Raw genomic sequence first — 14459 nt, forward strand, 5'->3', positions numbered from 1 at the left:
GGTCGGCTCCGGGGTCACGCCCAAGGCACCGGGCCCCGGGGGCCCGACCCGGGGGGAAGGTCACGCCAGCGGCGGCACCTGCTCGGCCAGCCGCCGCACCAGCCGGTCCAGCCAGCCCCGGACGGTGGCCTCGTCGAAGAGGTCGGCGTCGTACTCGGCCAGGCCCGCCAGGCCGCTCCCCTCGGGGGTGAGCATCAGCAGCAGGTCCGAGCGGGCGCCGCTGCCCGGGACGTCCTCGACCACGACGTCCAGGCCGGTCAGCTCCAGGACCGGCGCCGGGGTGGTCTGCACGGCCAGCAGTACCTGGGGGAAGGACGGCGGGAGCGCCAGCCCGCGCGCCCGCAGCTCCTCCGTGACCAGGCCGAACGGGACGTCCGCCTGGTCGAGCGTGGTGGCCAGGGCCTCGCCGGCCCGGTCGACCAGCCCGGCGAACCCGCCCGGCGCGCGGCTCGGCAGCCGGACCGGCAGGTTGGTGGTGAGCAGCCCGACCAGCCGCTCGTGCTCGCGGCGCCGCCGGTTGGCGGTCGAGAGCATCACCAAGGTCTCGTCGGCGCCGGTGAGTTCGCCCAGCAGATCGCCCAGGGCGGCCAGCACCACGGCCGCCGGGGTGGTGGAGCGGCGGGCCGCGCACCGGTTCAGCGCCGCGGTGAGCTCGGGGGTGAGCGTGAAGGGCAGCACGCCGCCGTGCCCGGAGCGCCGTTCGGGCCGGGGCCGGTCGGTGGGCAGCGGCACCGTGAGCGGCAGTCCGGCCAGCCGCTCGGCGTACCGGGCGGTGGCCCGGCGCACCGCCTCCCGGGTCACCACCGTCCGTTCCCAGCAGGCGTGTCCGATCATCGATCCCGGCTCGGGCAGGTCGGCCCGGTGGTCCCCGTACAGCGTGCCGAGATCGGCCAGCAGGGTGGCCAGGGACCAGCCGTCCAGCACGATGTGATGGATCGTCAGCAGCAGGACGTGGTGCTCGGGGCCCAGTCGGAGCAACCGGGCCCGGAGCAGGGGCGGGGCGGCGAGGTCGAACGGGGTGGCGGCCTCCTCGCGGGTGGCGGCGGCCACCGCCTCCGCGCCGCCGCCCACCGCGGCGACCGGCAGCGGCAGGCGGTCGGGCGCGGGCAGGACCTGCTGGAGCAGCCCGAGGTCGGAGGGCGCGTACCGGGTGCGCACGCTGCGGTGGCGGGCGGTCAGCGCGGTCAGGGCCCGTTGCAGGCGGGCGGGGTCGAGCGGCCCGCGCAGGGTGATCCGCTGGGTGATGTTCCACAGGCTCGGGTCGGCCACCCGGCTGTGGCTGCGGTGCATCCGGGCCTGGGCGATGCCGGCCGGTGCGGCGGCCTCGGCGGCGCCGCCGCCGGTCAGGGTGGCGAGCAGCCGGGGCCGTTCGGCCTTCACGAGGGCGACGAGCGGGGCGTCCATCGCTCCGGGCGGGGCGAGGTAGTCGAGCCGGCCCCCCTCGGTGGAGAGGACGACCTCCCGCTCGTCCAACAGCCGGACGAGCCGCTGCCAGTCCTCGGTCGGCGCGGGCACGGCGGGCGCGGTCGGTCCGGTGGGCACGGCGGTCACAGCGTCCCTCGCTCGAAGGTCTCGGCCGGTGCGGCGGCGCGGGCGCGGTCGGCCATGCCGCGGATGGTGGGGCGGCGGAAGAAGTCGAGGATGCCGATCTCCAGGCCGGTCTCCTCGCGGACCAGGTTGAGCAGCCGGGTGGCGGCCAGCGAGTGCCCGCCCAGATCGAAGAACGAGGTCTCCACGCCCGGGGCGGGGACGTCCAGCTCCTTCGCCCAGAGCTGTTGGAGGCGCTGCTCCAGCTCGGTGGCGGGGGCGGTGTCCGCGTCGGCACCGATCGGCACGGCCGGGGGCAGTGCGGCGCGGTCCAGCTTGCCGTTGCGGGTCAGCGGCACGTGGGTGACGCGCGCCCAGAGCCGGGGCACCATGTGCTCGGGCAGCCGGTCGGCGAGCTCGTCGCGCACCCGGGCGAGGGCGGCGGCCGCGTCGGGAGCTGCCGGAGCTGCCGGAGCTGGCAGAGCGGCCGGAGCCTCGGGGGCTTCGGGGGCTTCGGGGTCTTCGGGGGCTTCGGCGGCGCCGGGGGCGTCGGGGGCGAGCACGACGTACGCGGCGAGCGCGGTGCCCTGCGGGCCGTGGTGCGCGGCGACGGCGGCCTGCCGCACCCCGGGGACGGCGCGCAGCACGTTCTCCACCTCCCCTGGTTCGATCCGGTAGCCGCGGATCTTCACCTGCTCGTCGATCCGGCCGAGGAGCTCCAGCGTGCCGTCGGGCCGCAGCCGGCCCAGGTCGCCGGTGCGGTAGCGCAGGCCCTGCGGGGTGCGGACGAAGGCGGCGGCGGTCTCCTCGGGGCGGTTCAGGTAGCCGAGGCCGACCTGGTCGCCGAGCACGTGGATCTCGCCGACCGCGCCCTCCGGCACCGGCCGGCCGTGCGGGTCGAGCAGCTGGACGCGGCTGCCGGGGACGGGGCGGCCGACCGGGGCGTGGTCGGGGCCGTCGGCGGAGAGTTCGACGCTGGTCATCGCATGGGTCTCGGTCGGCCCGTAGTGGTTGAACAGCCGGCACCGCGGGTTCTCCCGCAGGAAGGCGCGCAGCGCCGGGGTGAGCAGCAACTGCTCGCCGCCGGAGACGATTTCGCGCAGGTCGGGCACCGGGGCCTCGGCCAGGGCGCCGAGCAGGCCGGTCAGGGTGGTGTGCGGGAGGTGGATGCGTTCGGTGCGGGTGCGCCGGAGGTGGTCGGCCAGCGCCCGGGCGTCGTAGCGGGTCGCCTCGTCGACGAGGACGAGGGTGCCGCCGCCGGCGAGGGCGGTGAGGGTCTCCTGGACGCAGACGTCGAACCCGCAGGAGGCGTACTGCAGGGTGCGCAGCGGGCCGTGCTGGTCGGTGTTCCAGTCGACCAGGGACCGCAGGCCGCGGTAGGGCATCACGACGCCCTTGGGCCGGCCGGTGGTGCCGGAGGTGTAGAGGCAGTAGGCGGGTGACTCGGGATCGGGGTCGACGGCGGCGGGTGCCGGCGGCACCGCGCTCTCGTCGTCGGCCAGGACGGCGGGCAGGGCGATGCCGAGCCGGTCGGTGCCGGTGCGGGTGAGCAGCACGGGCGCGCCGCTGTCGGCGGCGATCAGCCGGCAGCGCTCGGCGCCGTGCACCGGGTCGACCGGTACGTGGACGGCGCCCAGGCGGACGACCGCGAGCAGCGCGGCGACCTGGTCGGCGGAGCGTGGCAGCAGGGTGGCGACGGGGGTGCCGGCGGTGACCCCGGCGGCGGCCAGCAGCGCCGCCAGCCGCTCGGCCCGATCGGTGATCTCGCGGTAGGTGACCGGGGCGCCGTCCGGGGTGAGGACGGCGGTGCGGTCGGCGTGCGCGGCCGCCGTGCGGGCCAGCCGTTCGCGCAGCGACGGGGTGCCGGGCAGGGCCGGGGTGGCCACCTCGCGGCCGCCGGGCAGCAGCTCGGCCACCGGGCGGGCGGGGTCGGCGACGGCGGCGGCCAGCAGCTGCTCGAAGGCGGTCAGCAGGCGCTCGACGCTCTCCCGGTCGAAGAGCGCGGTGGCGTACTCGACGTGGCAGCGGATGCCCTCCGGCAGGTTGGTGAGGAACAGGGTGAGGTCGAAGCCGGACTTGTCGACGACGTCGTCCAGCGGCCGAGCCTCGATGCCGGGCAGGTCGAGCTCGAACAGCGCGTGGTTCTCGAACTCCACCATCACCTGGAAGAGCGGGTTGCGGCTGGTGTCGCGGGCCGGGTTCAGCTCCTGCACCAGGACTTCGAACGGGAGCCGCTGGTGCTCGTAGGCGTCCAGCGCGGTGGTCCGCACCCGGGCGAGCAGCCGTTCGAAGTCGGGCTCCCCGGACAGGTCGAGGCGCAGGGCGAGCGTGTTGACGAAGAAGCCGACCAGGTCCTCGGTGCCCTCCTCGCGGTTGGCGACGGGGGTGCCGAGCACGAGCTCGTCCTGGCCGCTGAAGCGGTGCAGCACGCCGGCGAACGCGGTGAGCAGCACCATGAACAGGGTGGAGCGCCGGGAACGGGCCAGCTCCCTTACCCGGGCGGAGAGTTCGCCGTCGAGCAGGCGGACGAAGGCGCGGCCCCGGCCGTCCGGCAGGGCCGGGCGCGGCCGGTCGGTGGGCAGCGCCAGCACCGGCAGCTCGCCGCCGAGGACCTCGCGCCAGTGCGCCAGGCTCGCGGCGTGCGCGCCCTCGGCCACCAGGGCCCGCTCCCGGGCCGCGAACGCGGCGTAGTCGGTGGGCAGGTGCGGCAGTTCGGGGCGGCGGCCCGACCGCGCGGCCCGGTAGAGCTCGCCCAGCTCGCGGGTGATCACCACGGCGGAGAGGGTGTCGATGACGATGTGGTGCATGGCGAGGACGAGCACATGGCGCTCCTCGGCCAGCCGCAGTAGCCGGGTGCGCAGCAGCGGGCGGGTGGCCAGGTCGAAGCGGTGGGCGCCCTCCTCGGCGACCAGCGCGCGGACGGCCTCCTCCCGGTCCCGCCCCGGCGGGGCGTCCTCGACCGGGAGCGGCGCACCCGTGGCGGGCAGCACCACCTGGTACGGCTCGCCGTCCTGCTCGCGGAAGACGGTGCGCAGTGCCGGGTGCCGTTCGGCCAGGGCGTGCAGGGCGCCGGCCAGCGCGCGGTGGTCGAGCGGCCCGCTCAAGGCGATGGCCTTGACCTCGTTGTACCGGGAGCTGTCGGGCAGCATCCGGTGCAGGAACCACATCCGCTGCTGGGCGTACGACAGCGGCGCGCGCCGTTCGCGGGGCCGCTGGGCGGTGCGGCGCAGCTCGTCCAGGTACGGCAGGCCGGCGGCGACCAGCTCGGGCGAGAGGCCGAAGTCGACGAAGGCGGCGATCTCGTCGGCGCCGGCGGCGCGCAGCGAGTCCAGGACGGTCCGCACGCTCTCCGGGGTGCCGATCAGCGCGCGCGAGGCGCAGTACCGCTCGTAGGCGCGCTCCAGGACGAACTCCAGGTCCTCCTCCGGGGTGTTCTCGTAGTCCAGGGTGAGGCCGAGGCTGTTGGCGACCTGCCCGAAGAGCGAGAGCGAGGAGCGCAGGTAGCCGCAGAACGGGCGGTAGGCCTGCTCGCGGGCGGTGGCGAGGTCGGCGCCGAGGTAGCTGTGCACCAGCACCACCACGCGCCCGGCCTCGGGGTCCAGGCCGTGCTCGGCCCGGGTGCGCCGGTAGAGGGCGACGTTGGCGGCCAGCTCCTCGACGCTCTGGGTCATCAGGTTGGTGATCACGCCGAGGTCGTGGCGGGCGGCCTCGCGGAAGCTGTCCGGGTTGCCGACGATCGCCGTGTACATCGGCGGCAGCTCCTGGAGCGGGCGCGGGTGCAGGTGCACCTCGATCTCCTCGCCGTTGCCGTTGCGGCCCCGGTAGGGCTCGCCGCGCCACAGCGCCCGGATGGTGTCGACCTGCCGGTGCATCAGCTCCTTGTGGGTGCCGTAGCGGGCGGGGAAGAACAGGAAGTCGTTGGGGTGCCAGCCGCTGGCGCAGCCCAGGCCGACCCGCCCGCCGGACAGGTTGTCGACCACCGACCACTCCTCGGCGACCCGGACCGGGTGGTGCAGCGGCAGCACGGCGCAGCCCGCGTTCAGCCGGACGCGCTCGGTCTCCCGGGCCAGCGCGGCGGCCAGCACCGAGGGGTTGGGGAAGATGCCGCCGAAGGAGTGGAAGTGCCGCTCGGGCAGCCAGACGGCGTGGAAGCCGTTGCGGTCGGCGAACCGGGCGCTCTCCAGGACGATCCGGTAGCGGTCCTCGGGCCGGGTGTCGAGCGGGTAGTCGCCGAAGAAGGAGAGGCTGAAGTCGACCTCGCGGTCCGGGTCACCGGCCGGCGCGGGGGCTGGCGCGGGGGTGGGGGCTGGCGCGGGGACGGGCGCGGGCGCGGGCAGTTCGAGGCGCGGGGCGGGTACGGACGGCACGGCCACCCCGCGCGTCGAGGGGAAGAAGCCGCCGCGCCGCATGTCCCGCAGGGAGGAGCGGACGGCGTCGGCCACGAACTCCACGTCGCCGTCGGAGTGCGCGGTGGAGAGGAAGAAGTTGCGCCACTCCCAGACGTAGACCCCCTTCACCAGCAGGTGGTGGAAGAGCAGCTCCATGTCGGCACGCGGCTCGAAGCGGAAGAGCGAGCCGAAGTGCGCCAGCCGGAGCGGGAACTCCTCCTCCTCGAAGAAGCCGTTGAGGGTGGTTGCCAGCTCCCCGGTCCGGGCGTTCAGCCGCTCCTGAAGGCCCGGCCCCTGCTCCTTGAAGTGCCGCAGCACGGCACGGCAGGCGGCCATCGACAGCGGGTGCTGGATGTAGGTGCCGCCGAAGAAGGTGGTGTCGTTCGGCGGGTGACTGGCGTCCCCGTACTGCCAGAAGCCGCCGTCGATGCCGTCCATCACGGCCGCCCGCCCGGCGATGGCACCGATCGGGAAGCCGCCGCCGAGGACCTTGCCGTACGTCGAGAGGTCGGGTTCCACGCCCCAGAACCCGCGGGCGCCGCGCAGGTGCGGCCGGAAGCCGGTGAGCATCTCGTCGAAGATCAGCACGATGCCGCGGCGGGCGGTCAGTTCGCGCAGCCCCCGGACGAACTCGGCGGGCTGGCGGGAGGGGTGGCGGCTCTGCACCGGTTCGACGAGCACGGCGGCGATCCGGTCGCCCAGCTCGTCGATGGCCCGCAGGCTCTCCGGCTCCCCGTACGGCAGCACGACCAGGTCGGCGACCGCGCTGCCGGGGATGCCGATCGACACCGGGACCGTCTCGCGCTCGGCCCCGTGGCCCACCGGGCGGCCCAGCGTGTGGTCGAAGTGCCCGTGGTACGAGCCCTCGAACATCACGATGGTGTCCCGCCCGGTGTACGCCCGGGCCAGCCGGATCGCCCCCGCGTTGGCCTCCGTGCCGGAGTTGGCGAACGCGACCCGCTCGGTGCCGGTCAGCTCCGCGAGCAGTTCGGCGGCCTCGCCGGTCTCCGCGCCGCGGGGACCCAGCCGCAGACCGCCGGCCAGGTGCTCGCGGACGGCCTCCTGGACGAAGGCGGGCTCGTGGCCGAAGAGCAGCACGCCGAAACCCATCGTGATGTCGACGTAGGAGTTGCCGTCGACGTCCTCCAGCCGGGAGCCCTGCGCCCGGCGGGCGGCGAGCGGGTAGAGCATCTCCTTGGTGGCCGAACGGAAGCCGACCACGGCCCGGCTGTCCGCGAGCACCCGCCGGTGGCGCTGGGTGAGCGCCTTGGAGGCGGCGGTACGGGCGGTGAAGCGTTCGACCAACCCGTCGAGGTGGCGGCGCTGTTCGCCGGTCAGGCCGCCGCCGGCCATCCCGGAGTCCCGGGCGACCGTGACGCGCGGGCCGTGCACCTGTGCTTGCGATTGGGTGGCCGGCTGGGCCGGTGTGGCGGGGAGTTCCGGTGCGACCGTGTCGGCGGCGGCTGCGGCGGTGGCCAAAGCGGGCGCGGTCGGCGTGGCGGGCGTGGCGGGGGTGGCGGGGGTGCCGGCGAGCAGGGCGAGCTGGTCGGCCATCAGCTGGGAGAACTGGCCCATCAGGGCGAGCTGGCGTTCGATCACCGCGCCGGCCCCGTCGGGAGCGGCGGCCGCCAGCGGGGTGACGGGAGCCGCAGCGACGGGAGCCGCAGCGAGGGGGGCCGGGGTGGGCGCCGGCTGTCCGGGCGTCGGCGCGGGCGCGGCCGGTGCCACCGCCAGGGGCTCCCGTACCGGCGCGGGCACCGCTTCCGGAGCCGCCGTCGGCGCGGGCACCAGGCCGGCCAGCGCCTCGGCGCTCATCCGCCCGGCGATCAGCCCGGCCAGCCGCGCCGGGGTGTCCGCGTCCTCGAACAGCTCGCGCATCGGGACCCGCACCCCGAAGGCGCGCTCCAGGTCCCGGATCATGTTGATCATCGACAGCGAGTCGGCCCCGAGGTCGAAGAAGGGGTCCTCGGCGCCCACCGCCTCCTCCGCCACGCCGAGCTGACGCGCGGTCTGCGCGACGACCCGGCCCAGGACCAGGGCGGCCGCCTGCTCCAGCGGGTCCGGCGCGGGGGTGTCGGTCATGACGGGCTCCTCCAGGACGGTGCGTTCGGCTACGGGCGGGGCCGCCGGCCCGGGACGGGCCCCGGCCACGGTCAGCGGTACGGAACCCGACAGCGGTACGGAACCCGACAGCGGTGCGGGCCCCGGCGGCGGTACGGGCCGGGTCGCGGGCGCGGTCGCGGTCGCGGGCGGCGATGCGGTCGAGGCGTCGGCCGTGTCTTCGGCGCCGGGCGCGGTGAACCAGTGGTAGGTACGGTGGAACGGCCGGCCCGGCAGCGGGACGCGCCGGGCGGGCCCGTCCGGCCACCGCCGGGCGGCGGCGGCCGCCGCCCAGTCCACCGGCACCCCGTGGGTCCACAGCGTGCCCAGTGCGGCGAGCAGTTGGCGCTCCGGGCGGCGACCGCGGCGTCCGCTCGGCACGAACACCGCCCCCGCGAGTTCGCGCCGGCCCAGCCCGCTCAGGGTGTGGTGCGGACCGACCTCCAGGAAGAGCCCGTGGCCGAGCCCGTCGAGCGTCGCGAGCACCCGGTCGAAGCGCGCGGTCTCCCGGGTCTGGCGGACGAAGTGGTCGGGGCCGGGCACCGTGCCCGGTGCCAGCGGCACGCCGTCCAGATTGCTCACCAGCGGGACCCGCAGCGGCCGGAGGGTGATCTGCTCCAGCCGGCGCCGGAACGCCTCCAGCATCGGCTCCATCAGCCGGGAGTGGAACGCCCGGTCGGCGGCGAGCCGTTCCGTCCCGACACCCTCCAGGGCGAGCACCGCCTCCGCTCCCGCGATGTCCCCGGGCCGCCCGGCCAGGACGCACTGCCCGGCGCCGTTCACCACGGCCAGGTCCACCCCGGGCAGCCACTCGGCGAGCGCGCCGAGCCGTTCGGCGGACGCGGTGGCCACCGTCATCGCCCCCGGCTCCGTCGAACGGTGCATCAGCCGCCCGCGGACCCCGGCCAGGAAGAGGCCGTCGGCCAGCGAGAAGGCCCCGGCCGCGTAGGCCGCCGCGTACTCGCCCGCGCTGTGCCCCGCCACCGCCGCCGGCCGCAGCCCGAACTCCTCCCAGAGCGCGGTGTACGCGGCCTGCACCGCGAACAGCGCGGGCTGCGCGGCCTCCGTGGTCCACGGCTGCTCCCCGCCGTCGGGGCCGGGCTCCAGGAGCGGGGGTAGCAGGGACTCCCCCCAGGTCTCGCGGTGCAGCCGGTCACAGGTGTCCAGCACCTCCCGGAACACCGGGTACGCCCGGTACAGCCCGGCGGCCATGCCCCGGTACTGCGCGCCCTGTCCGGTGTAGAGCAGGACGGGGGCCGGTGTGCCGCGCCCGGCGTCCCGCGCCGAGTGCGCCGGGCCGGAGGTCCGCCCGGCGACGAACCCGGCGAGCGCGTCGGCGAGTTCGGCGGGCCCGGTGCCGGTGACGGCGAGCCGGTGGCGCAGCGGGCGGCGGCCCGCGCCGAGGGTGAGCAGCAGGTCGGCCGGGCGGGGCGGGTGTTCGCCGCGCAGCCGGTCGAGCACGGTGGCCGCGAGGTCGGTGAGTGCCTGCGGGCTGCGGGCCGACAGCGGCAGCAGGGCGACCGGCGGTTCGCCGTCGGGGGCGGCGGGGGCGTCCGCGGGGGCGCCGGCCGGCGCCTCCTCCAGGATCAGGTGGGCGTTGGTGCCGCCGACGCCCAGCGCGCTGACCCCGGCCCGGCGCGGGGCATCCCCGGTGGGCCAGTGCGATGCCTCGGTCGGGAGCGTGAAGGGGCTGCCGGCCAGGCCGAGGGCCGGATGGGGCCTGGTCAGGTGGGTCACCGGCGGGATCTCCCGGTGGCGCAGCGCGAGGACGGCCTTGATCAGACCCGCCATCCCGGCGCAGGTGTCCAGGTGGCCGATGTTCGGCTTGACCGAGCCGAGGGCGCAGAAGCCGACCGCCCCGGTACGGGCCCGGTAGGCACGGGTGAGCGCCTGGACCTCGATCGGGTCGCCGAGCGGCGTGCCGGTGCCGTGCGCCTCGACGTAGCCGATGCTGTCGGCCGGGACGCCCGCCACGTCCAGTGCCCGGCCGACCACGGCGGCCTGGCCGTCCAGGCCGGGCGCGGTGTAACCGACCTTGCCCGCACCGTCGTTGTTGACGGCGGAGCCGAGGATCACCGCGTGCACGGTGTCGCCGTCGGCCAGCGCCCGGTCGAGGCGCTTGAGCAGGACGGCGGCGACGCCGTTGCCGCCCACCGTTCCGGCGGCCCGCTCGTCGAAGGCCCGGCAGACGCCGTCGGGCGCCAGGATCGAGCCCTCCTGGTAGCGGTAGCCGGCGGCCTGCGGGACGTGCAGGGCGGCGGCGCCCGCGAGGGCGAGGTCGCTGTCACCGGTCAGCAGCGACTGGACGGCCAGGTGGACGGCGACCAGCGAGGTGGAGCAGGCGGTCTGCACGCCGACGGCGGGCCCCGTGAGGCCGAGCCGGTAGGCGACCCGGGTGGCGGCGAAGTCGGCCTGGTTGCCGATCGCGACCTGCAGCGCCTCGACCGGTCGGGCCGGGTCGGCGGCCGTGCCGATGGCGTGCTGGAGGTAGCCGCGCAGTGAGTACAGCGTCATGCCGGTGCCGGCGAAGACCCCGACCCGGGTGTCCGGCGCGGTGTCGCCGTAGCCGCCGTCGTCCAGGGCCCGGGCACAGGTCTCCAGCAGCAGCCGCTGCTGGGGGTCCATCAGGGCGGCCTCGGCGGCGCTGATGCCGAAGGCCTCGGCGTCGAAGTGGCCGATGTCGGCGATCGGCGCGGTGACCGGGACGAAGTCGGGGTGGCTGTACTCCTCGGCCCGGATGCCGGCGGCGGCGAGCTGCTCGGGGGTGTACCGGGTGGTGCTGACCACGCCGTCGACGATGTTGCGCCAGTACTCCTCGGGGGTGTCCGCGCCGGGCAGCCGCAGTGCCAGGCCGATCACCGCCACCCGCCGGTCGGCGGGCACCTCCGGCGCGGGCGCGGTGGAGGTCGGTGCCGGCTCCGGCGCACCGCCGGCCAGCCGGGCCGCCAGCGCGTCCACGGTGGGGTGCCGGAACAGCGCGGTCGGCTCCAGCCCGGGCGCCGGGCCCGCCGCCAGCGCGGCCTGGACCCGCATCAACTGCACTGACCCGAGGCCGAGTTCGTGGAAGGGCCGGCCGGGGTCGACCGGTTCGCCGAGGACGGCCTCGAAGGTGTCCAGCACGGCGCGGCGCAGCTCGGCCGGGGCGGGCGCGGCCACGACCGGGCGCGCCGGTCCGGCTGCGGGCGGCTGCGGGGCGTCGGCGACCAGCCGCGGCTCGCCCGCCAGCAGCCGGCGCCGGGCGGCGGGGCGGGTGCTGTCGGGACCGGCGTAGTAGTGACCGGGCGGGGCCGCGAGCAGCGCGGTGGCCAGCCGCCGGCCCTCGGCGGCGTCGAGCACGGCGATCCCGCGCTCGGCGGCGGCCGCGTCGTGGGAGGCCTCCCGGTTCATCCCGACACCCCGCCACAGGCCCCAGGAGACCGTCCAGGCCGCGACCCGGTGCTCCCGGCGCAGCCGCTCGACCGCCGCCTCCAGGGAGCGGTTGGCCGCCGCGTACCCCGCCGAGCCGACCGCCTCCTGGAACCCGATCATCGAGGAGTAGCCGACGAACTGGGCACCGGGGCGGGCCGCCACCAGCTCGGCCAGCGCGTCGGTGCCCGCGGTCTTGGCCCGGACGGCCTCCTGCCACCGCTCGGGTCCGAGCTCCTCCAGCAGGCCGATCCGGTACTCGCCGGCGAGGTGCAGGACACCCTCCAGCGGCGCGCCCCAAGCCTGTTCGGCCTCGGCGACGGCCGCCGCCAGGGCCCGGCGGTCCGTCACGTCGGCCGTCCGGTACTCGACCCGGCCGCCGGCCCGCTCCAGGCGCTCCAGCGCGGCGCGGCGCGCGGCCGCCGCCGGACCGCCCGCGGCCGGGTCGGTGCGCCCGACCAGCAGCAGGTGCGGGCCGTACCGGCGGAGCAGCTCCGGGAGCAGTTCCCCGGCGAGGCCGCCCAGCCCGCCGGTCACCAGCCAGCGGGCCCCGGGGGAGAGCAGCGTGCAGGCCGGTGCGGCGGCGGCCTCCGGCGCGGTGAGCGGGGCGAGCTGGCCGAGCCGGGGCACGTAGGGGCGCCCGTCGCGCCAGGCGGCCTCGGGCTCGCGCCGCGGGTCGGCGAGGAAGGCCAGCACGGCCCGCGGGTCCGCCGGGGCGTCGGCGGGCAGGTCGAGGTGGCGGGCCCCGGCGAGCAACCGCTCGGCCCGGGCCCCGGCGGTCAGGGCCGCGGTCGGCGCGGCGACCGGCCGTGGCAGCTCGCCGTCCGCGAGCGCGTGCAACCCGGCGCTGACAGTGACGAGTTCGACCCCGTCCGGACCGCCGCCGTACCGGTGGGCCAGCGCCCGGGTCAGTCCGAGCAGGGCCTCGCCGCACAGCACCTCGTCCGGCTCGGCAACCTGCGCCCACAGGTGCAGCACCCGGTGCGGGCGCCGGCCGGCCGCCTCCAGCTCGTCCAGCAGTCGCGGCCAGCTCCCGGCCCGCCGCTGGTCGAGCGCGTAGCCGTCGCCCAGCCGGGCGAAGGACTCGGCCTGGGACGCCTGGACGGTGTCCGGCAGTACGGCGGCGAGTGCGTCCGACAGGGTGCCCGGTCCGACCGGCCCGAGCAGCAGGACGGTCCCCGGCGGCGGCACCGGCGCGGCGTCCGGCGCGGGCCGGGGCTCCCAGGCCGCACGGCGGACGACGTCCGGCACGGTGCGGGCGTTGCCCTCGGCGAGGTCGAGGCGGGTGATCAGCGCGTCCAGGCCGCCGTCCAGCAGCCGGGCGCGGATCGCGGTGCGCTGGATCTTGCCGCTGGTGGTGCGGGGGAAGTCGGCGGCCGGGACGGGGAGCACCAGCGCGGCCGACAGCCCGAACCGCTCGGCCAGCGCGGCCCGTACGGCGCCCGCCGTCCGGTGCGGCTCGCCCGCCTCCGGGGCGGCCACGAAGAAGACCGCCAACTGCTCGCTGCCGCTGCGCTCGTCGGGCACCCCGCACGCGGCGACGTGACCGGAGAGCACCCCGTCGACGGCGGACACCACGTCCTCCAGGTCGTGGCAGAAGTGGTGGACGCCGTTGATGATGATGATCTCCTTGCGCCGACCGGTGAGGATCACCTCCCCGTCGCGCAGGTAGGCGAGGTCCCCGGTGTCGAACCAGCCGTCGGCGGTGGCGGATTCGCGGTCCGCCCGCGGGTTGTTCAGGTAGCCGGGAGTGACCCGGCCGGAGGAGACCTGGAGCCGTCCGATCCGCAGCTCGGGCAGGACGGCGCCCCGGTCGTCGGCGACCCGCAGCCGCGCGCCGGCGGCCGGGCGGCCCATCGAGAGGAAACGGGTGGCCGCCTCGTCCGAGCCCTCCGGCAGCGGCCGCAGCGCTCCGGTCAGCGAGTCGGTGGCCAGGACCTGGACGGCGCCGGGTTCGCCGTAGCGCTTGTAGGTGATGACGGTGCAGGTCTCGGCCATGCCCCAGGCGAGCAGCAGGTGCTCGGGCCGCAGCCCGGAGGGGGCCAGCCGGGCCAGGAACTCCTCGGCGACGCCCTCGGTGCACTGCTCGCCCGCGTTGATCAGGGACTTGACGGCCGAGAGGTCCCAGCGCCGCTCGGGGGCGGCCCGCAGCGCCTCGGCGACCAGGCGGTAGCCGAAGTTCGGTGACCAGGAGTGCGCGGCGCGCCGGCGCTCCAGCGTGTCCAGCCACAACAGCGGGTCGGCGAGGACGAGTTCGGTGGGGATGTGGGTCTGGTCGCAGGCCGCCACGACGTCCCGCAGGTGGAACATCAGCAGGCCCGCGACATGGTCGAGCGGCAGCCAGTTGACGGTCGGGTCGCCGGGCGCGAAGCCCTGCTCGCAGGCGCCCGCCACGTACTCCAGGATGCCGCGGTGGCTGATCCGGATCGCCTTGGAGCGCCCGGTGGAGCCGGAGGACAGCTGGAGGATCGCGACGTCGCCGCCGGCGCCGTGCGGCGCGGCGGGCGGCTGCGCGGCGGAGCGGTCGACCGGGATCACCCGCAGACCGGCGGCCCGCGGGTCGAGCCGGCCGATGCCCGCGAGCCCGGCGACGGCCTCACCGGCGGCCAGCACCGGCGGGTGCTCCAGCGTCTCCCAGGCGTTGACCAGCTTCTCCAGGACGGGGCCCGGCCGGTCGTAGCCCGGCGGGCGGGCCACCGTGACGGGCAGGACGCCGCCCAGCAGGCAGGCCCAGAGCGCGGGGAAGTAGTGCTCCAGGTCGGGGACTTGGAGGATCGCGCGGTCGCCCGGGCCGAGGCCCGCGGCGGTGAGGGTGCCGAGCACGCGCAGCGCCCGGTCCAGCAGCTCGGGGTAGCGCAGGGTGGTGGCGCCGCCGTCGGCGCGCACCAGGTGCAGGCCGCGTTCGGGGTGCAGCCGGGCGGCGCGCAGCAGCGCGTCGGGCAGGTCGGCGGGGCCGTCGGGCAACGCCCTCGGCACCGCCGGGTACCTGACGCTGCGTCTGCTCGGCGGCTTCGGCGCCGGCGTGCTCGCCGGCCGCGT

The 14459-nt window shown here is 76.7% G+C and carries 2 protein-coding genes; both read right to left on the reverse strand.

What is annotated here, in order from left to right:
• Positions 1 to 60: 60 nt before the first annotated feature.
• Positions 61 to 1542 (reverse strand): condensation domain-containing protein, encoded by a 1482-nt coding sequence (locus ACFWA9_RS04215; RefSeq protein WP_380382918.1) that lies wholly within the window; start codon positions 1540 to 1542, stop codon positions 61 to 63.
• A 5-nt stretch (positions 1543 to 1547) separates the two neighbouring features.
• Positions 1548 to 14396, reverse strand: coding sequence for a MupA/Atu3671 family FMN-dependent luciferase-like monooxygenase (locus tag ACFWA9_RS04220; RefSeq protein WP_380382920.1), 12849 nt, complete (start codon positions 14394 to 14396; stop codon positions 1548 to 1550).
• Positions 14397 to 14459 lie beyond the last annotated feature (63 nt).

It is taken from the genome of Kitasatospora sp. NPDC059973 (assembly GCF_042737525.1).
Taxonomy (GTDB): Bacteria; Actinomycetota; Actinomycetes; order Streptomycetales; family Streptomycetaceae; genus Kitasatospora.